17 protein-coding genes are annotated in these 19,717 nt (G+C 39.8%); 6 read left to right on the top strand and 11 right to left on the bottom strand.

The genetic code is table 11. From position 1 onward, the window contains the following. Positions 1–38 precede the first annotated feature (38 nt). Entirely contained in the window at positions 39–2,417 is a 2,379-nt protein-coding gene (gene ppsA / locus FTU02_RS10890) for a phosphoenolpyruvate synthase (protein WP_180157101.1), read from the bottom strand. Positions 2,418–2,570: 153 nt separating this feature from the next. On the opposite strand from ppsA, the gene FTU02_RS10885 reads away from it, so the two are divergent. Beyond that, entirely contained in the window at positions 2,571–3,407 is an 837-nt protein-coding gene (locus tag FTU02_RS10885) for a pyruvate, water dikinase regulatory protein (RefSeq protein WP_168377735.1), read from the top strand. A gap of 999 nt (positions 3,408–4,406) precedes the next feature. Here the strand turns inward: FTU02_RS10885 and FTU02_RS10880 are convergent. The 5 genes from FTU02_RS10880 to FTU02_RS10860 all read right to left on the bottom strand — a co-directional run bounded on the left by FTU02_RS10880 (position 4,407) and on the right by FTU02_RS10860 (position 8,380). Continuing rightward, a complete protein-coding gene (locus tag FTU02_RS10880; RefSeq protein ID WP_180157099.1) occupies positions 4,407–4,979 on the bottom strand; it encodes a flavoprotein in 573 nt (190 codons plus the stop codon). A gap of 263 nt (positions 4,980–5,242) precedes the next feature. Continuing rightward, complete coding sequence (gene yiaA, locus FTU02_RS10875) at positions 5,243–5,707, bottom strand: inner membrane protein YiaA (protein ID WP_373684242.1); 465 nt, start codon at positions 5,705–5,707, stop codon at positions 5,243–5,245. 241 nt (positions 5,708–5,948) lie between these two features. Then, on the bottom strand, positions 5,949–6,956 hold the full coding sequence (locus FTU02_RS10870; RefSeq protein WP_180157097.1) for an LLM class flavin-dependent oxidoreductase: 1,008 nt from the start codon (positions 6,954–6,956) through the stop codon (positions 5,949–5,951). A gap of 178 nt (positions 6,957–7,134) precedes the next feature. Continuing rightward, entirely contained in the window at positions 7,135–7,662 is a 528-nt protein-coding gene (locus FTU02_RS10865) for a hypothetical protein (RefSeq protein WP_168377731.1), read from the bottom strand. Positions 7,663–7,951: 289 nt separating this feature from the next. Next, the gene (locus FTU02_RS10860) at positions 7,952–8,380 is read right to left on the bottom strand and encodes a glycine zipper domain-containing protein (protein ID WP_078193959.1); all 429 of its coding nucleotides are present in this window, start codon (positions 8,378–8,380) and stop codon (positions 7,952–7,954) included. 367 nt (positions 8,381–8,747) lie between these two features. Here FTU02_RS10860 and prfA point away from each other — a divergent pair, with 367 nt between their 5' ends. Together prfA and prmC are read left to right on the top strand one after the other, a co-directional pair. Next, positions 8,748–9,836, top strand: coding sequence for a peptide chain release factor 1 (gene prfA / locus FTU02_RS10855; protein WP_078188570.1), 1,089 nt, complete (start codon positions 8,748–8,750; stop codon positions 9,834–9,836). Then, entirely contained in the window at positions 9,836–10,654 is an 819-nt protein-coding gene (gene prmC / locus FTU02_RS10850) for a peptide chain release factor N(5)-glutamine methyltransferase (RefSeq protein WP_180157095.1), read from the top strand. Before prfA ends, prmC begins: the two co-directional genes overlap by 1 nt. Positions 10,655–10,770: 116 nt before the next feature. On the opposite strand, the gene FTU02_RS10845 is transcribed toward prmC, so the two are convergent. From FTU02_RS10845 to FTU02_RS10830, 4 genes are all read right to left on the bottom strand, one after another. Next, on the bottom strand, positions 10,771–11,532 hold the full coding sequence (locus tag FTU02_RS10845) for an ABC transporter permease (RefSeq protein ID WP_372491147.1): 762 nt from the start codon (positions 11,530–11,532) through the stop codon (positions 10,771–10,773). Between the two features lie 70 nt (positions 11,533–11,602). After that, on the bottom strand, positions 11,603–12,571 hold the full coding sequence (locus FTU02_RS10840; RefSeq protein ID WP_180157093.1) for an aliphatic sulfonate ABC transporter substrate-binding protein: 969 nt from the start codon (positions 12,569–12,571) through the stop codon (positions 11,603–11,605). A 315-nt stretch (positions 12,572–12,886) separates the two neighbouring features. Then, entirely contained in the window at positions 12,887–13,240 is a 354-nt protein-coding gene (locus FTU02_RS10835; protein ID WP_168377729.1) for a hypothetical protein, read from the bottom strand. 199 nt (positions 13,241–13,439) lie between these two features. Further along, the gene (locus FTU02_RS10830) at positions 13,440–14,474 is read right to left on the bottom strand and encodes an AraC family transcriptional regulator (RefSeq protein ID WP_180157091.1); all 1,035 of its coding nucleotides are present in this window, start codon (positions 14,472–14,474) and stop codon (positions 13,440–13,442) included. A gap of 141 nt (positions 14,475–14,615) precedes the next feature. Between FTU02_RS10830 and FTU02_RS10825 the strand changes: the two genes are divergently transcribed. The 3 genes from FTU02_RS10825 to FTU02_RS10815 all read left to right on the top strand — a co-directional run bounded on the left by FTU02_RS10825 (position 14,616) and on the right by FTU02_RS10815 (position 18,782). Further along, the gene (locus tag FTU02_RS10825; RefSeq protein WP_180157089.1) at positions 14,616–15,386 is read left to right on the top strand and encodes a 3-hydroxyacyl-CoA dehydrogenase; all 771 of its coding nucleotides are present in this window, start codon (positions 14,616–14,618) and stop codon (positions 15,384–15,386) included. A gap of 318 nt (positions 15,387–15,704) precedes the next feature. After that, positions 15,705–16,841: an acyl-CoA dehydrogenase family protein gene (locus tag FTU02_RS10820; protein WP_078193952.1), complete on the top strand. Its 1,137-nt coding sequence runs from the start codon at positions 15,705–15,707 to the stop codon at positions 16,839–16,841. A gap of 297 nt (positions 16,842–17,138) precedes the next feature. After that, a complete protein-coding gene (locus tag FTU02_RS10815; RefSeq protein WP_180157087.1) occupies positions 17,139–18,782 on the top strand; it encodes an AMP-binding protein in 1,644 nt (547 codons plus the stop codon). Between the two features lie 162 nt (positions 18,783–18,944). On the opposite strand, the gene FTU02_RS10810 is transcribed toward FTU02_RS10815, so the two are convergent. Further along, positions 18,945–19,460 carry a pyridoxamine 5'-phosphate oxidase family protein gene (locus FTU02_RS10810; protein ID WP_180157084.1) on the bottom strand — a complete coding sequence of 172 codons (516 nt, stop codon included), beginning with the start codon at positions 19,458–19,460 and terminating at the stop codon, positions 18,945–18,947. Positions 19,461–19,717: the final 257 nt, after the last annotated feature.

The raw sequence follows: 19,717 nt of genomic DNA, 5'->3' as shown, positions 1-19,717 counted from the left end.
AAAAGACCCACATGTGGGTCTTTTTTTAACACAGTTTATTAAGCTTGTTGAGCTTTTTCTTCAGAAAGGAAGAACCAAGTGTCTAATACTGAGTCTGGGTTAAGCGAAACAGACTCAATGCCTTGTTCCATTAACCATTTAGCTAGGTCAGGGTGATCTGAAGGGCCTTGACCACAAATACCTACGTATTTGCCAGCTTTACGACAAGCATGGATTGCCATAGAAAGAAGTGCTTTAACGGCTGGATCACGTTCATCAAATAGGTGAGAAACGATACCAGAGTCACGGTCTAGACCGAGTGTTAACTGAGTTAAGTCGTTAGAACCGATAGAGAAACCGTCGAAGTGTTCAAGGAACTGTTCAGCCAATAATGCGTTAGTTGGAAGTTCACACATCATGATCACTTTAAGACCGTTTTCACCACGTTTGAGGCCGTTAAGTGCTAACAATTCAATAACACGTTTCGCTTCAGCAACAGTACGTACGAAAGGAATCATGATTTGAATGTTCGTTAAGCCCATTTCGTCACGTGCTTTTTTCAGTGCGCGGCATTCAAGTTCGAAGCAGTCACGGAAATTGTCAGACACATAACGGCTTGCACCACGGAAGCCAAGCATTGGGTTTTCTTCTTCAGGTTCGTATAACTTACCACCGATTAAGTTTGCATATTCGTTTGACTTAAAGTCAGACATACGAACAATCACTGGTTTGTCAGCAAACGCTGCAGCAAGTGTAGAAATACCTTCAACTAGTTTTTCAACATAGAATTCGATAGGAGATGCATAACCCGCAGTACGTGACATTACAGCAGCACGAGTTTCACGTGGTAGGCTGTCAATATTAAGCAATGCTTTAGGATGTACGCCGATCATACGGTTGATGATGAACTCAAGACGAGCAAGACCAACACCTTCGTTAGGAATTTGAGCAAAGTCAAATGCGCGGTCAGGGTTACCTACGTTCATCATAATTTTGAACGGAAGTTTAGGCATAGATTCGATAGAATTACGTTGGATTTCAAAGTCCAAAGCACCTTCGTAAATAAAGCCTGTGTCACCTTCAGCACAAGAAACAGTCACTTCTTGACCGTCAGTCAATACTTCAGTCGCATTACCACAACCTACGATTGCAGGAACACCAAGCTCACGTGCAATAATCGCAGCGTGACAAGTACGGCCACCACGGTTAGTGACAATCGCAGCTGCACGTTTCATTACTGGTTCCCAATCTGGGTCAGTCATGTCAGATACAAGTACGTCGCCGTCTTGAACTTTGTCCATTTCTTTGATCGAAGTCACGATACGAACGCGACCAGAACCAATACGTTGACCGATTGAACGACCTTCACAAATAACATTACCTTTTTGTTTAAGAAGGTAGCGTTCCATTGTGCCCACGTTTTGGCGGCTCTTCACAGTTTCAGGACGTGCCTGAACGATATAGATTTGGCCATCATCGCCATCTTTCGCCCATTCGATGTCCATTGCTGAACCGTAATGGTTTTCAATGATCAATGCTTGTTTAGCAAGTTCTTGAAGTTCGTGGTCATTTAAAGCGAATTGTTGACGATCTGCTTTTTCAACGTCTACAACAACCACTGATTTACCAGCAGCGCCTTCTTCACCATAAATCATTTTTTGGTGTTTAGAACCAAGGTTGCGACGTAATACAGCGTGTTTGCCTGCATTTAAAAGTGGTTTAGATACATAGAATTCGTCAGGGTTAACTGCACCTTGTACAACCATTTCACCCAAGCCATAAGATGCTGTGATGAAAACTGCGTCGCGGAAACCAGATTCTGTATCAAGTGTAAACATTACACCAGCAGCACCCGTTTCAGAGCGAACCATGCGTTGAACACCTGCAGATAACGCAACGACGTCATGTGCAAAGTTTTGGTGTACACGGTAAGAAATTGCGCGGTCGTTATAAAGTGAAGCAAATACTTCTTTAATCGCAACAAGGATGTTGTCGATACCGCGGATGTTCAAGAAAGTTTCTTGTTGGCCGGCAAATGAAGCGTCTGGTAAGTCTTCTGCGGTTGCAGATGAACGAACGGCAACCGCGATTTCAGGGTTGCCGTTTGAAAGAGCAGTGAAAGCTTCACGAATTTCTTTTTCAAGTTCAGCAGTCAGCGGAGTCTCTACAATCCATTGACGGATTTTCGCACCAGTTTCAGCAAGTGCATTTACATCGTCAACATTAAGTGCAGCAAGTTCAGCGTTAATTTTAGCGTTCAGGCCACTTTGCTCGAGGAATTCACGATATGCTTGAGCTGTAGTAGCAAAACCACCAGGAACAGATACACCAGCATTTGCGAGATGGCTGATCATTTCACCTAATGATGAGTTTTTACCACCCACGAGTTCTACGTCGTGTTTCCCTAATTTTTCTAGACCAATTACGCGCGCTTCCAAAGTTGTTACTCCACTTTTGCAGTATTAATCACTATCTTGGCATGAAATTATAACAAATTACTTAGCATTCTAAATTTACTAAGTGACAGTCATGTAAGATGGTTTACTATAAAGATTATATAGCACTAAGACAAATTTTGGAGGAGAATTTTAATGTCAGAAGGTAAACAGATTCAGCGTAGTGTTTTCTTTGTTTCGGATGGTACCGCGATTACCGCAGAAACGCTTGGTCACTCACTGTTAGCCCAGTTCCCTCATGTAGATTTTGACATTCATATTATTCCTTATATTACCTCTGAAGAAGCGGCTACAAATGTGGTTGCAGAGATCAATCTTAGAGCGCAGCAAGACGGTCAAAAGCCTTTGGTGTTTGATACCCTTGTTGACCCGTATGTGCGTGACATTATTAATACGGCAGATGCAGTAAATCTTGATGTTTTTGAAGGGCTTATTAGTAAATTGTCGGACGAGTTGGGTACAGCTCCTACGACTTTAGTCGGTCAAACCCATGCAGTTACAGATTCTGAGTCTTATAAAGCACGTATTGATGCGGTGCATTTTGCTTTAGATAACGATGATGGGGCACGTACTCGTCATTATGATAAAGCAGATTTGATTTTAATTGGAGTATCACGTTCGGGTAAAACACCAACTTCAATCTATCTCTCTTTGCAATTTGGTATTCGTGTAGCTAATTATCCTTTGACAGAAGAAGATTTGGATGACAACCGTTTACCTGCAGTTTTACGTGAGCACAAACATAAGTTGTTTGGCTTGATGATTGATGCAGAGCGCCTTGTAGCAATTCGTTCAGAGCGTAAGGCCAATAGTCGTTATGCAAGTTTTAGTCAGTGCCAAATGGAACTACGTGCGATTGAAGGTATTTATATTTCTGAGGGAATCAAATACTTAAACGTGTCTGAAATGTCGATTGAAGAAATTTCAACACGTGTTTTACAAATGACCGGACTGAAGCGTCGCATTGGTTAAGTGTAAATTGAGCCACTTTGGTGGCTCTTCTGATAATAATAAATTACCGTATAAATTATATAAAAATAGTATTAATTTCTGGTTTGTCATACTTTTAATGAATGATAAATATTTAAGATATTGATGAAAATTTTCCTCAATATTTAGGCTTAAATTTTAAGCAATTTTTGCATTCATTTGTGTACCAATTCGATAAATTTCTTTGCCTAAAAATTTATAAAATATGGCCAAATTGACAGCACAAATCTTTTATAAAAATCCGTGTTTTGCTGTATTTTTATCTATGAATTAAGCCTGAATAATCCACTTGATATGAGTTGTGTAAATACAAGATTTAGCTGATATGGTTTAATATTTAATCAATTTTTCAAAAATACTGATTTAAATGCTAAAAAAATAGGCAGAAAATAGAATAAAAAATAATCAAACAGTTGCTTTTGGGTGCTAAATATAAAGAAATGGCACCATTTATTTAATTGATGTGAGTGAAAAATATTCAAATTGATAACATTCAGGCTTTAAAAGCTGATATGAAGTAATATTAAAATTGGATTTTTAGCTGTTATTTTCCTATTGAATATAGATTAGAACATAAGTAAATGTTGGCTGAACATGAGCATCGGTATAAATTTTCTAACTTATAGTTAGGGATTAAAAGAGTTGTGTAAGACAAAATTAAGCGACTGAAAATTTATTAGTTTGAAATAAAATTTTCATGAAGAATTGATCATAACTATTCAAAATTGCACGTCTATAAACTCGCTGTAGCTGCTGGTGCAGGTCGGAAGCATGATTTAAGTCTGAGAGCTGAAAAAGCATGTAGCACGATTAAAGCTATTTTCATTTATGGATTTTTAAGAATCCTTAGCCTTATCGAATGAAAGTATCCAATATAGTAGGGGAGCTACCAAAAGCCGCCAGAGATGGCTTTTGGTGTTGTGAGTTTTGATCAATCGGATAAATTATAGTAAATGTTATGTGAAAATCATTTCATTGTAATTACGTTTCTTTAGGCTGGTTAGATTCGCTGCGCACAATGACATCACACTCAAACGTATGTTCATCTAAAGCCGTGATTGAATTACTCTGAATTTTAGCAATCGGCCAAGTGTTTAAGATGCAGTTGGGCTGCTGTAATGCAGCATAATAATGATCAGATTTTAGAAAAGTTTTATTTTGAATTGCGGTATTTGGACTGAGTAAATGTCTTAACCAATGATTCGGTACTTGATCTTCTAAAAACCGAATCGCCAAAATACTCTTAATACGATTGCTAAACAAACGTCGATTTTTTGCAATCAGTGGGTGCTGGATTAATTTATTCAGTAGACGTTCGGTGCGTGGTAATACAAATTGCGGTTTGATTTGATAGACCATGATGTTATCTGCAACCTGACATAGATGATGCAGTTCAGACACCACATGCTGATCTATCCCAATAATGGCGATTTTTTGATTCTTAAAATCATAATCTTTGATCTGTTCTGAACTGATGATCGTTCCACGAAAGTGTTCAAAATCCTCTAGATGATTATTAAAAATATGGTGGGTTGCATCCTGCTTGTTGGCCATATTTATTCCTTGTCTTTTCTTTTTTTAGTTGAGTCTTAGATAGGAATATATTCTGTGATGGGCCAGTTGGGGTAAAGCGTTTTTTCAGTCTGATGAGTCATGCAATTTGTCTAGAATTGATTTGCTTGGCCCTTGTCATTTATAGATTTCTAGGAGTGAACTGATTTTTATATGCGTTGAAGTTCATGTATCGCTCAAGCAGATCGATAAAACAATGAGCGACCTGCATGAACGGCTTTTGAGATCTATAGATGTGGCGAAGTTTAAAGTGGCTCATCATCTGGTGAGCTATAGTCAAGCTGACTCGGGGTTGAATGCTTAAGTTCGGGTTGGTCGGTATGTGTACGTAAATAGTCCATATCACGAATATTTTTTTGTACAGCAACTGCACCAAACAAACTCATTAGGAAAGCCATCATGTAAAAACCTTTTTCACTTAATGCCAGTTCAGCATTCCATAGGCCAATGGCAAGAAGTACGAGGCAAATAATGACGGATGCCCAGCACAGTCCAAAGTAGATTGCAGTGACATGCATTCCTTCTAAACGGTCACGAATGATTTTTTGTAATGAAACCGATGAAAATAATCCATAGAGCAATAAAATGAGATAAAAGCCTTTTTCATTCAGCATCATATTTGCATTGAATAAACCTATGCAAAACACCACAGCACCTAAGATCAGTGCACACCAACTTGCTGCGATAAATGCGGGTGTGGGTTTATTAATATATTAGCTCATCTGCTTATTTTTCTCTTTGTTTTGCTTATGTTTAATATTTATACAGCAATAAAAATGAGTAAAGCAATTATTTCGTTGAGGCAATGATGGTTTTTAAGTGTAGCTTTAGTAAATGTTAGCCAAAGCATTGTTCTCGGTTGTATCCGTCTAAAAGAGCCACAAAAGACGTAATCGCAATTCTGGCTTTAGACGGATTAAACGCTTGGATTAGATCATTAAGTTGAGAATCTTAAGCCAGATCATTTTTGATTTGCATTAAACGTTCGAAATTTTCAATGCGCTTATCGGTATCGTAAATGTCGCAGGTGAAAATAAATTCATCAACGTCATATTTAGTGAGTAGGTTTTCTAAACCTGCTCGAACGGTTGCATTTGAACCGACTTGTCCCATAGCGTAGAAATTATCAACAGACATTTTTTCTGCAGCAGACCATAAGCCTTGCATACTGTCGACTGGAGCCTTGAGTTTTAAACTTTGACCGCGCATTAAACCTAAAACCCGTTGATAAGCACTCGTTGCCAGATATTCTGCTTCTTCATTTGTTTCGGCGACAACCGTTGGTACGCCCATAGAAACATAAGGTTGATCTAAATATTCGGATGCTTGGAAATTCTCACGATAGAGCTGAATCGCTTGTCCAAGCATGCGTGGTGCGAAATGTGAAGCAAAAGAATAGGGTAAACCTAAACGTGCAGCGAGTTGTGCACTGAACAGACTTGAACCTAAAAGCCATACAGGAACATGTGTATTTTGTCCCGGTGTAGCAATGATGCGCTGCTGTGGCTCAGGTGCTTTAAAGTATTGCAATATCTCAAGGACATCTTGTGGAAATTGATCTTCGGTTTCCTGACGGCCACGGCGTAAAGCGCGCATGGTGGTTTGGTCGGTACCTGGTGCCCGACCTAAGCCGAGTTCAATGCGGCCAGGATATAGCGTTTCAAGCGTGCCAAATTGTTCAGCGACAACCAACGGCGCATGGTTAGGCAACATAATCCCGCCTGAACCGAGCTTGATAGATTGTGTATTTGCTAAGAGATAACCGAGTAAAACCGCAGTTGCAGAACTTGCGATGCCGTCCATATTGTGGTGTTCGGCTAACCATAGACGCTCATAGCCAAGTTGTTCTGCTTTCTGTGCTAACTGGAGTGCATGTTTGAGTGAAAATTCGATGGTTTTATCATCTCGAACAGGTGCGAGTTCAAGTATTGAAAATTTTGTATCGGCTAGAGTACGCATGTTTTCTCTCAGAGATCTTTATATCGAAATAATACGATATAAAAAGCTGAATGTATATCGTATTATTTCGATATAGTTGTGGGGCGGTGTAAAAAGACAACTTTAGATATATCTAAACTTTTTTTATATACAAAAAAGCACCCGAAGGTGCTGATTTTTTTCCATTGAAATATATCGATTAACGTTTACCGTTTTTGTACCAACCTAAGTGACGACCATTGTCTCCACGGTAGCCTCGGTCGTTGTAGCTATAATTATTGGTACGATAGCCACGGTTGTTATAACGACGGTCATAGCGATCATCATAACGACCATTGTAGCGGTCATCATAGCGACGGTCTTCAGACACTTTTTTACCTAGTGCAGAACCACCTGCTGAACCAAGTGCAGCGCCGATATAACCACCGTTTGTGCCGCCCATGTTTTTACCTACGGTATAACCACCTGCGCCACCAAGTGCGCCACCAATGATGGCACCATTACGGTCACGTTTGTTCGCCGATGCTGCAGCACCTGCACCGCCACCAATAGCTGAACCAATCATTGCGCCAGTTTGGCCGCCAACTTGGTTACCGATTGCTGCACCAACAACACCACCTAAAGCAGATGTTAATGCAGTATTGGTGCTATTACCTGCATGTGTTGCAGTCATAGTAAGCGCTGAAGCGGCAATTGCTGCACTGAATAGAATTTTATTAATTTTCATTTTTAAACTCCTTACGAAGCATGATGTTTATCTGTTGATATCAATATATGAAAACACATAGCGAATATTTGGAGCGTGATGTGAAATAAAATACGTGTTCCGTTGCTGCAATGTAAATTTTGCACTTTATTTCTACATGATTGATGACTTGGTTGGAGGGAAGGCAAATCTAAATATTTATCAGGAGCAATAAATAAAGTTGTATTTATCATTTGAAAAAAGGCGATACATAAAAAAAGCACCCGAAGGTGCTATTTTCACTATTCAATAAGGACTCACTAATTTTGAATTAGTGACGACGACGGTAACGTTTTTTGTATTTACGTTCTTGGTGTTTGTCGTAAGCTTTATCTTTAGAGATTTTATTACCTAGAGCAGCACCACCAGCAGCACCTAGTGCAGAGCCGATGTAACCACCGTTTGTACCGCCCATGCTTTTACCAACAGTATAACCTGTACCACCACCTAAAGCACCGCCGATAGCAGATTCTGTACGGTTGCGTTTATTACTTGCTACCGCAGCACCACCAGCACCACCAAGAGCGGCACCAATTGTAGCGCCGGTATTACCGCCCATGTTTTTACCAATTGCAGTACCTGCAACACTACCTAATGCACTAGCTGCAGCAACGCGTGTTGTACTATCTGCATTTGCAGACACAGTGAACATAGAAGCAGTTGCTAGAGTGGCTGTCATTAAAAGAGTATTCAGTTTCATAGTTCACTCCATGTCCTTCATAAACGCGAGGACTTTTCTTAATCATTTCGATGGCAGTAAATGTAACAAAACTATTCGCTATAAATATGGAGAGCTTTCTCTTTATTTGGTGATTTGAGTGTCTAGTTTGTATAAGTTTTATTAATATTGTGAAAAAAATGGTCGAATGCAGAAAATCTGTACGACTTTGTGGAGAAAGGTAGGAGTGATGAAGTTCACACTTTGATATTTAGGGTCATTGATAGGCCAAAAAACAATATATATGTCATTTCAGACCCATTATCGGTACACTAGCGCCATTATTTTGAATTTTGGCATATCCGTGAAAGTTTAGCGGTAGAGCCTGTGTATTGAGATTTTTTGAAAAATGAAAGAATCGTTACGTTTACGATTAGATCAGCTCTCTGACCGTCACGAAGAATTAAATGCATTACTCGCAGATGTAGAAGTCATTTCAGACAACAAACGTTTCCGTCAGTTGTCACGTGAGCATAGTGATTTATCTGAAATCACTGAAGTTTGGAAAAAATACCGTCAAGCTGAAGAAGATATTGAGACTGCTGAAGTAATGATGACGGATCCAGATTTTAAAGAGATGGCCGTTGAGGAAATCAAAGAAAATAAAGCTTTGATCGGTCAGCTTGAAGCAGACTTAAACATTCTGATGATTCCAAAAGATCCGAATGATGCGAACTCTGCTTATTTAGAAATTCGTGCCGGAACAGGTGGTGATGAAGCTGCAATTTTCTCTGGTGACTTGTATCGAATGTACAGTAAATATGCTGAATCACAAGGTTGGCGTATTGAAGTGCTGTCTGAAAATGACGGCGAACATGGCGGTTATAAAGAAGTGATTTGCCTCATCAATGGTGAAGGCGTATATGGTCGTTTGAAATTTGAAAGTGGTGCACATCGTGTACAGCGTGTTCCTGCAACAGAGTCACAAGGTCGTGTTCATACTTCGGCATGTACTGTTGCGATTTTGCCGGAAATTGATGTAGACACCAGTGTTGAAATTAATCCTTCAGAATTACGTATTGATACCTATCGTGCATCTGGTGCGGGTGGTCAGCACATTAACAAAACTGACTCTGCTGTACGTATTACCCATATTCCAACGGGTACAGTTGTAGAATGTCAGGACGAACGTTCACAGCATAAAAACAAAGCCAAAGCGATGGCGCTGTTGGTTTCTCGTTTAGAAAATGCCAAACGCGCAGCGGCAGATGCCGCGACGTCTGAAATGCGTCGTGACTTGGTGGGTTCTGGTGACCGTTCTGAGCGTATTCGTACCTATAACTATCCACAAGGTCGTATGACTGATCATCGTATTAACCTAACACTGTATAAGTTGGATGCAGTGATGGAAGGTGATTTGACTGAGTTGCTAGATAGTTTGCATCGTGAATATCAAGCCGATCAGTTGGCGTTATTAGCACAGCAGAATGGTGGCTAATGAATATTGCACAGGCTTTGGCCTATCGTGGTGAACCTGAGAGTTATGAACGTCAGGAAAATGCGTGGTTGTTAGAGCATATCACCAAGATAGATTCTTTTGATTTAATCATGAAAAAGGATCAAGAATTAACAGCTGAGCAAGAACAACTGTATGTTGAAAGTCTTACACGTATTACCGCAGGTGAGCCTTTGGCTTACGTCACAGGTTCTCAGCCATTTTGGACGCTAGACTTAAAAGTGACTAAAGATACTTTGGTGCCACGTCCTGATACGGAAGTACTTGTTGAAACTGTACTGCGTTTAGAACTTCCTGAAGATGCTCGTGTGGTCGATTTAGGAACAGGAACTGGTGCTGTAGCGTTATCATTAGCCAGTGAACGTCCAGATTGGTCAATTGTGGCTTCAGATATTTACGAACCTACATTGGAAGTCGCTGAGTTTAATGCCAAAAAGCATGATCTTGAACATGTGCAGTTTGTCTTAGGTTCTTGGTTGAAACCCTTTGGTCGTGCTTTCTTTGATGTAATTGTGTCAAATCCGCCGTATATCGATGCTGATGATGTACACATGAAGGATTTGGCAACAGAGCCTGAACGTGCTTTGGTTGCAGATAATCATGGGCTTGCTGATCTTGAACAAATCATTCTTCAAGCCAAAAAACATTTAACCGTGAATGGTTGGGTGGTGCTCGAACATGGTTATGACCAAGGGGAAGCAGTCAGACATTTGTTCTTACAAGCTGGGTATCGAAATGTTCGGACTGTAAAAGATTATGGTGGCAATGACCGTGTCAGTTTAGGCCAGTGGCAACACTGATTTGGTGTTAGAGAAATAGTCAAAAATAAAGCGCATTGAATGCGCTTTATTTTATTTTTTTTTCAATTCACATGTGAATATTTGCATGTGTGCATTTGCAAGTGTGGAAAAATACGTTACTTCACCACATCACGCCAACGCAATAGGTATTGTTCTAGATATTTCATCAGGCTATCGGTGATTTTCCCTAAGAGCGCCAATAGAATAATGGCAATAATTACGATATCTGGACGTGAGGTTTCACGACCATCACTGAGCAAATAGCCAATACCTTGCGTGGCTGCAATCAACTCTGCTGCAATCATAAACATCCACGCCAAACTTAAACTATTGCGTAAGCCTGTAAGTATACCCGGTGATGCTGCAGGTAAAATAATCTCACGAATCTGCCTGAAATATTTCAAACGATAAACTTGAGCAACTTCAATGAGTTTTCGGTCTACACCTTGAATTGCTGCAACGGTATTGGTATAGGTCGGGAAAAAAGCACCTATGGCAATGAGGGTGATTTTTGATGATTCATCAATACCTAACCATAAGAGCAGTAAGGGAATCCATGCCAAACTGGGGATAGATTTAATTGCTGAAAATGTAGGTTCCAAAAATGCTTCGGCTTGTTTGTTCAAACCGACTAAGAGTGCAAAAATCAGAGCAAGTCCGCTACCAATAAAAAAGCCTAAAAATACCCGCCAAGTACTGGTCCAGATATGCTGCCAAAGTTCACCTTCAGATAACTCTATAAATGACTGCCAAAGACTACTCGGAGCGGGGAGTAGATACGGTTCGATAACACCATTTTTGACCAAGATTTCACATAGCAGCAATAAAACCACAGGTAGAGCAAGACCTTTTAAAATCAAGATCAACTTGGGTTTTATATGGTTTGATGAATCGGAAGCGGTCGAAACCGCTGTATCGATTTTGGGTTGAGTCAGTGATGATGACATGTTATTTCACAACCTTTTTCGCATAACGTGCTTCAAAAAGTTGGTCAATGACTTGATTGACATTGGTTCCTTTACGAACTAAATCTTCTTCAGTCAAAATCGTGCCAGATTTCTTTAAGGCCGCAATGTGTTTAGCTGTTGGGATATTTTGATCAAAGTTGGTACGACTCAACTGAAGCTTGGCAACAGCCAATGGAAGCTTGGACTCACGTGCTAATAATTCGGCTAATTTATCTGGATTGGCTTTGGCCCATTGTCGTGCTTGTTCATAGGCTTTAATCACAGCTTCAACGGCTTCAGGACTTTGCTGGCTAAATTGTTGTTTGGTACTTAAAACGCTATAGCTGTTAAAACCCACATTTCGATAAAGCAAACGCGCGCCTGATTGTACCTGTGCCGATGCCATGAGTGGATCTAATCCCGCCCATGCATCGACTTGACCACGTTCTAAAGCTGTTTTTCCATCAGGATGTTGTAAATGTACCAATTGCACATCACGTTTATTGAGGCCGACTGTTTCCAAAGACTGCAAAGTAAACATGAAGGGATCGGTTCCTTTGGTCGCTGCAATTTTTTTGCCTTTGAGGTCTTTCAGACTTTTAATCGGAGAGTTTTTTGCCACAAGCAATGCCGTCCATTCAGGCTGTGACTGGATGTATACAGTTTTAATCGGACTGCCATTGGCACGACTCAAAACGGCTGCAAGTCCTGCCGTTGAGGCAAAATCCACACTGCCACTATTCAGATATTCGAGTGAGCGATTACTACCTTGGCTAAAGACCCATTTAATTTGTGTTTTGGGTAATGCTTTTTCTAAGAGTTTTTGTTCCTTCACCACTAAACTGGTCGGTGCATAGTAGGCATAATCCAGTTTAAGTGTCGAAGGAATAGCAGCAAAGATAGAGCTACTGAATAGGCTGAACGTCAGCGTAGAAAAAATCAGTTTTGAGTTTTTAAATAGGGAAGTCATATCGTTCACAATCAAGTGTTGAATTATGAGCACATAGATACGACGGAAATATTTCAGAAACAAAACAGAATAAATGCTAAGAATAATAGAAAACGAGATAAGTGTGTAAATCAAATATAAGTATTTGATATAAAAATACTTTATTGGATTTAATTATGCTGAAATATTGTTATATAAATTAATGTGTAAGCTTGCATGAAAAATGCTTAGATATTTTAGTGTAATGAATATTCAAAAATTATAGTGAATATAGGCTTAAAATAATCTTTCCAATAAAAAAGCAGCTTTCGCTGCTTTTTTAAATTCGATCAATACTTACATTGGGTAGTCTTGTAAGCTATCGGAGACTTCAACTTGTTCTAAAGCTGATGTTTCTACTGCAAGACAGTAAGCAATAATTTTTGCAGTTGCATTGACTAAATTTTCATCTTTTGGATTTGCACCTGCTTGAATTGCTTCAATGTCATCTGCTTGGATATCCAGTGCATGAGCAACTTCAACTGCATTTTCAGTGCTAAAAAATTGTGAAATCAAATTTTGCAAATCGATATCTGCAACAGTTTTAAGCTGTTCGTGAAACAGTTCATCAATTGCGTCAATCTGAGTGAAAAGAGAATCTGAAAAGTTTTGAACAAGTTGTTGTTCAAGAACATCAATCATCTTAAGCATAGGAAAGCCTTTCAAGGAGATGCAGGAGAATTAGAAAAAAATAAGCAAAGTGCTTTAAATTGAGTGAAAAATAACCTAATTAGACTAAAGTAGCAATCGTTCAAGGATGAATGGTCAGTCTATTTATTGAATATTTTTAAGTTATTGATTTTCTATTAATTAGATGAATATTCAATTTATAAATAGCGAATATCAAATTTTAGGCCTTGAATTCAGGCGCATTATTTTGTCGATACGCACCGGGACTGACGCCTGTCCATTTTTTAAAAGCCCGATGGAAAGCACTCGGATCATGAAAATTCAGTTCTTCACTGATATCTTGCAAGCTTTTATCGGTATGGGTTAAAAAATCGATGGCGGTATCTCGTCGGATATCATTTTTGAGTTGTTGATAACTCACACCTTCACTTTTAAGACGGCGATGCATCGTGGCTTCCGACATATTCATTTTGACCGCCAACTCATAAAACTCTAACCATTCAGCAGGAGAAACGTCTAACAGTTGTTTACGAATTTGGCTGCTAAGTGCATACGGGTTTTTAAAGCGCACCAAGAGGTTTCCAGGTGTTTGTTGTAAGAATTGATACCACGAACGTGTGTTTTGTTTGATTGGTAGACTTAAATAACTGGCATCGAGCTGTATGTAGTTTTGACTGGCTTGGTAATGAATATTTTCACAGAAGCGAACTTTGTAGTCGTGATCATCAATAGGTGCATCACATTTAAATTGGATTTGGTTTAATAAAATCCGTTGACCACTTAGCCAGCACAGTAGCGTATGGATAAGCATTAAATATGTGGCATAGCTGAACATGCGTTTAGGCGCTTGTTGGTCATAGATCACGATATAAGCGAAGTGATCTTCAATGGTTAAGTCACTATGCAAGTCATCTAAAACCAGATTTAAAAATTGTAGGATTTGCTTGAGTGCATCACCCAAGGTGCTGTTGTGCATGACCATTTTCGACAGTAGCTTAAAACTACCACGTCGCATGGCATGCCGATCCATGCCAAAAAATTCATCATCCATCACATCTGCAAGATGAGTCCATAAAGCCGCATATTGAGAAACAGAAACTCTGGTTTTACGCGATAGCAGTAACTCTGAGGGTATACCAGACTTATGCAAAATAGCAGAAATATCAAAGTGCTTTTTTTGCGCATCGTGTAATGCTTCATGCACCAAGTCGATAGAAATCGTCCCTTTGCTGTATTCGAGTCCATGCTTCGGCATATGTGCGGATAGGTCCTTGTTCAGAATTGTCCAAATACATCAGAAAAGATGCAACATTTGGAAATTGTACTGAATAAATTCTCTGTTTACTCTGCATCTTAAGTCGAATTTAAAACAAGACATCATAAATAGGGAAATGCTATGGACATTAAAGGAAAAGTTTTCGTCGTGACCGGTGGTGCATCGGGTTTAGGCGCTGCGACAGCAACACATCTGATTGGCTTGGGTGCCAAAGTGATTATTGTGGATATGAATCATGAGCATGGCGAAGCAATGCAACGTCAACTGGGTGATCATGCGAAATTTGTTCAATTGGATGTTACCGATGAACAAGCGGTAAGCGCTTTCTTTGCACAAGTTGAAGTGGAATTTGGTCAACTTAATGGCTTAGTGAACTGCGCAGGTATCGCACCCTCTGCAAAAGTTTTAGGTCGTGACGGATTACATGATTTAGCGATGTTCCAAAAAGTATTAAATATTAATGTTTCAGGTACATTCAATATGCTGCGCTATGCGGCACAACTGATTGCTAAATATGAATTAAAAGCGGGTGAAGAAGAGCGTGGGGTGATTGTGAATACGGCGTCGGTTGCGGCTTTTGATGGTCAAATTGGTCAGTCGGCTTATGCAGCATCCAAAGGGGCAGTGGTTGCAATGACATTACCTCTTGCACGTGAGCTTGCACGAGAATCAATCCGTGTGATGACCATTGCTCCGGGTATTATGGAAACGCCGATGCTCAAAAGCTTAGCACAAAATGTACAAGATGCTTTGGGGCAAATGGTGCCTTTCCCACCACGTTTAGCAAAACCACAAGAGTTTGCAAAATTAGTGACACATATTTTTGAAAATGCTTATCTCAATGGCGAAGTGATACGTCTTGATGGCGCGATCCGTATGCAGCCTAAATAGTTATTTATTAAAACTGCTTATTCAGGCTTCTACGACGGAGTCTGATCGAGAATAACTTCGTTGACAGTAGTTCATCGCGTTACTTTTGTTTCGGCAAAAGTAACCAAAACCATTGTCATTTGCAAAATTTGTCATCAAGCATTTATTGATTTATAGGTCGCAGAATCATTAGAGATTAATGGCGTCCTGCCTCAGACAGTTGCAAATGACGTCGTCGTGTATCCAACTTTGCTTTATACAGCCAAAGTATTTTTAATTCCGCAGTTATCCAAAATTTAAAGCTATACACGCTATAAAAGATTTAGAAAAGGAAGTCTCATGATTTTAAATGATGAACAAAAAATGGTTCAGGATATGATGCGAAGCTATTCGCAAGAAAAACTGAAACCGACGGCAGCAGAGCGTGACAAAACGGCAGCATTTCCTGCACAAGAGCTAAAGGAACTTGGTGAGCTGGGTGCTTTAGGCATGACGGTTTCGGACGAATGGGGGGGTGCAGGTTTAGACTATGTGTCTTTGGTTGTTGCCTTAGAAGAAATTGCTGCAGGTGATGGTGCGATTTCGACGATTGTCAGCGTACAAAACTCACTGCCATGTGGCATTACGCAGCGTTATGGTACAGAAGCACAAAAAGAAAAATACTTAAAAAAATTAGCCACAGGCGAATGGTTAGGTTGTTTTTGCCTAACAGAACCACAAGTGGGTTCAGATGCGAGTGCATTGGAATGTAAAGCGGAGCGTGATGGTGATGAGTGGGTGTTAAATGGCACCAAGCAATTTATTACCACAGGAAAACATGCTCAAGTAGCCTTGGTTTTTGCGGTAACGGATAAATCTGCAGGTAAAAAAGGGATTTCGTGCTTTTTAGTACCAACGGATGCACCTGGTTATATCGTATCGCGATTAGAAGACAAAATGGGTCAGCATTGTTCCGATACAGCAACTATAGTTTTAGATGACTGTCGTATTCCTGCGGATAGTCTTTTAGGCCAAGAGGGTGAAGGCTATAAAATTGCCTTATCGAACTTGGAGTCGGGTCGAATTGGTATTGCAGCGCAGTCTGTGGGTATGGCCCGTGCGGCATTAGATGCAGCCGTTGAATATGCCAATGAACGAAAGGCATTTGGGGTGGAGATTGTTCAGCATCAAGCCGTGGCATTTCGCCTCGCGGATATGGCCACCCAAATTGAGGCAGCACGCCAGTTAATTTTCCATGCAGCGACGTTAAAAGATGCAGGTTTTCCATGCTTAAAAGAAGCCTCGATGGCGAAACTTTTTGCATCGACGATGGCTGAACGGGTGTGTTCAGATGCCATTCAAATCCATGGAGGCTACGGTTATGTATCTGATTTCCCAGTTGAACGCATTTATCGTGATGTACGTGTCAGCCAAATCTATGAAGGTGCATCGGACATTCAACGTCTGGTGATTGCACGTGAAGTCACCAAAGGATGATTGATTAAAAAATAGACTTTGGTCGATGTTCAAACCCTGCAATGGTATTGATGGTTATGGAAATTGCAGGGCACATCCAAACATGGTTATCTAGGTATAGACAGTCTAATAATAGATTGTTTAACAAAGTATAAGTTTCAAAACTAAAAAACCGACATTGCAATCGGTGTATAGAAAAGCAGTAAAAGCGGATGTGGCAAAGGAATCGTCACGGATACGCAGCGGTACAACAACAAGATTAATAAACCTCAAAGTCTTGCACTTTGAGTCATAGAGAACAGGATAGGAATTGTCGTCATGAAGACACTAGAACAAGCATATCGTGATTTTAATTTTGAAAAAATGGTTGCAGAACAATTGGTCGGTACGCCAAGTTCAATCAATGCTTATGATGAATGTTGTGGGCGCTATGTTGGGCAAAATCGAACTGCACTGATCTGGGAAGGTAAAAATGGTGAATCTGAACAATGGACTTTTGAGCAATTAGATTTAGCTTCTGCACAATTGGCAAATTATTATCAGCGCATTGGGCTAAAAGCAGGTGATTGCATTGCAGGTCTATTACCCCGTACTGCAGAGTTATTGATCACCGTATTGGCAACATGGCGTATAGGGGCAATTTATCAGCCTTTGTTTACGGCATTTGAGTCCAAAGCGATTGAGCATCGGGTGCAAACTGCGGGAACAAAGCTGATTGTAACCAATACTGAGCAACGATCAAAACTTAATCACATTGATTTACCGCATATTTTAAACGTACATGCCGATCAAGCAATTCAAACAGATCCTGACTTTTGGTCAGAGTTGCAATTGCATGACGCCACATTTAACTCAGTTCCCCGTTCATTTGACGATGAATTTTTAATGATGTTTACATCGGGAACGACCGGTTTAGCCAAGTCTGTACCTGTGCCACACAAAGCGTTATTGGCATTTAAAGGGTATATGACACATGCGGTTGATTTGCGTGATGAAGATTCATTTTGGAATTTGGCAGATCCGGGTTGGGCTTATGGTTTGTACTATGGAATTGCAGGGCCATTAAGTTTAGGACACAGCATTATTATGGATGAACGGGCTTTTAGTGTTGATCATGCACTTCAAGTCATCAAAAAATATAAAGTCAGTAATTTGACCGGTTCACCAACGGCATTTCGTATGTTCTTTGGTTTTAAAGAAAAATTTGATGAATCCCTAAAATCACATTTACGGGTTGTGAGTAGTGCAGGAGAGCCACTAACGCCCGAAGTGATTCAATGGTTTAATCACGATTTAAACGTCAATATTTATGACCAATATGGGCAAACAGAACTCGGTATGGTGATTGCAAATCATCACGCTTTAGAACACTACAAAAAAGTGGGTTCAGCCGGTTTTGCTATACCGGGTCATCGTTTCGCAGTGCTCAATAAAGACCACCAAGAAATTGAACGTGGTGGGATTGGAACATTGGCATTAGACTGGTCGCAATCTCCACTCATGTGGTTCACAGGCTATGGTGGTAATAACCGTAAAGCCTTTGTTGGGAACTACTATTTAACCGGTGATACCGTTCGTTTAAACGAAGAAGGGGGTATTGATTTTGTGGGTCGTGCAGACGATGTCATTACAACGTCAGGCTATCGTGTAGGGCCTTTCGATGTGGAAAGCACATTATTAGAATGTGAAGAGGTTTTAGAATCAGCAGTTGTCGGTAAGCCTGATCCTGAGCGAACTGAATTGGTCAAAGCTTTTGTGGTATTGAAACCACAATATCAAGCAAGTTCAGAACTCATGGATAAGCTACAAGCCTATGTAAGATCTCGTTTATCCAAGCATGCTTATCCAAAAGAAATTGAATTTGTAGATGGGTTGCCTAAAACATCGAGTGGAAAAATCCAACGTAATTTATTGAAGCAACAAGAAGTGGCCAAAGCGCAATTAATTCAAAAGGTCAGTTGAGTCAATTTATATACACAAAAAAGGCTGCTTGATGCAGCCTTTTTTAAATTGATGTTTGAGCTGGTGAAACCATTCATTCGAGATCATATATGCACTTGACTAACTGTGGGACAATCCAAATTAACCTAAAATTAAAGCATTCATTCAAATCAATAAAATCATTTATTTTAAGTTCAGGGTATTATGTTCAGTATCAAGTTCTTGAGTTTTACCCGTTAAATTGCCCTTCAAAACTTTGAATAAATGGGTGACTTTATTGTCTTTGACATTCCAGAATTCTGCACTAATAGCATTAGCTATCAAAACGCGAACAGTAGGATCAGTCTTGCCATCGAACCAGTTTTCAGCCCAAGGATTCCATAATTTATCGATTAGGGCCGCATCTGTACTGATTTCTCCATGAGCACTAATTGATACATAAATATCGTCTGAAGGTTTAGCGAATGCTAATCCAAGATGATTACGACCTGCATTGACTGCCTCTACAAGGTCATTGTTTTCTTTCATAAGAAAATAGATATTTTCATGCTCATTCATCTTATCAGAATTAAGCATTGTCATAGGTTGAGAATGAATTTCTTGCTTGTCAGTGACATGGCTAATCATGGTGAAACGCACGTCTTTAATGAGTTTCCATAATTTTTGTCGTTGATCTTGTTCAATGTATTCTTGTGACATTTTTATTCTCCACTTTTAAGTAATTACTTTGGGGATAAAGGGGTAAATATGACTGAGCACAAAGTATTTGAATAATGTGTGTTAGCTCATAAGTTTATCGAACATATTATGTCAGCAATTTAATTCTCACTAAGCCTCTTTCATAAATCAAAAAACGAACAGTCTCTTGCTGATTATTTGTACCGAAGAATTTTAAATATTCATGCATAATCTGCGGATGAAATATATCGATTCAAAGAAGCTTTCTGAAACACAGT

This window comes from Acinetobacter sp. YH12045 (genome assembly GCF_013419925.1).
In the GTDB taxonomy this organism is placed as follows: Bacteria; Pseudomonadota; Gammaproteobacteria; order Pseudomonadales; family Moraxellaceae; genus Acinetobacter; species Acinetobacter amyesii.
This window is presented reverse-complemented; position numbering and strand designations above follow the sequence as displayed.

Coding starts and splice junctions, on each gene's coding strand:
- FTU02_RS10885 (WP_168377735.1), top strand. CDS start 2,571: ATGTCAGAAGGTAAACAGATTCAGCGTAGTGTTTTCTTTGTTTCGGAT.
- FTU02_RS10880 (WP_180157099.1), bottom strand. CDS start 4,979: ATGGCCAACAAGCAGGATGCAACCCACCATATTTTTAATAATCATCTA.
- FTU02_RS10870 (WP_180157097.1), bottom strand. CDS start 6,956: ATGCGTACTCTAGCCGATACAAAATTTTCAATACTTGAACTCGCACCT.
- FTU02_RS10865 (WP_168377731.1), bottom strand. CDS start 7,662: ATGAAAATTAATAAAATTCTATTCAGTGCAGCAATTGCCGCTTCAGCG.
- FTU02_RS10860 (WP_078193959.1), bottom strand. CDS start 8,380: ATGAAACTGAATACTCTTTTAATGACAGCCACTCTAGCAACTGCTTCT.
- prfA (WP_078188570.1), top strand. CDS start 8,748: ATGAAAGAATCGTTACGTTTACGATTAGATCAGCTCTCTGACCGTCAC.
- prmC (WP_180157095.1), top strand. CDS start 9,836: ATGAATATTGCACAGGCTTTGGCCTATCGTGGTGAACCTGAGAGTTAT.
- FTU02_RS10840 (WP_180157093.1), bottom strand. CDS start 12,571: ATGACTTCCCTATTTAAAAACTCAAAACTGATTTTTTCTACGCTGACG.
- FTU02_RS10835 (WP_168377729.1), bottom strand. CDS start 13,240: ATGCTTAAGATGATTGATGTTCTTGAACAACAACTTGTTCAAAACTTT.
- FTU02_RS10830 (WP_180157091.1), bottom strand. CDS start 14,474: ATGCCGAAGCATGGACTCGAATACAGCAAAGGGACGATTTCTATCGAC.
- FTU02_RS10825 (WP_180157089.1), top strand. CDS start 14,616: ATGGACATTAAAGGAAAAGTTTTCGTCGTGACCGGTGGTGCATCGGGT.
- FTU02_RS10820 (WP_078193952.1), top strand. CDS start 15,705: ATGATTTTAAATGATGAACAAAAAATGGTTCAGGATATGATGCGAAGC.
- FTU02_RS10815 (WP_180157087.1), top strand. CDS start 17,139: ATGAAGACACTAGAACAAGCATATCGTGATTTTAATTTTGAAAAAATG.
- FTU02_RS10810 (WP_180157084.1), bottom strand. CDS start 19,460: ATGTCACAAGAATACATTGAACAAGATCAACGACAAAAATTATGGAAA.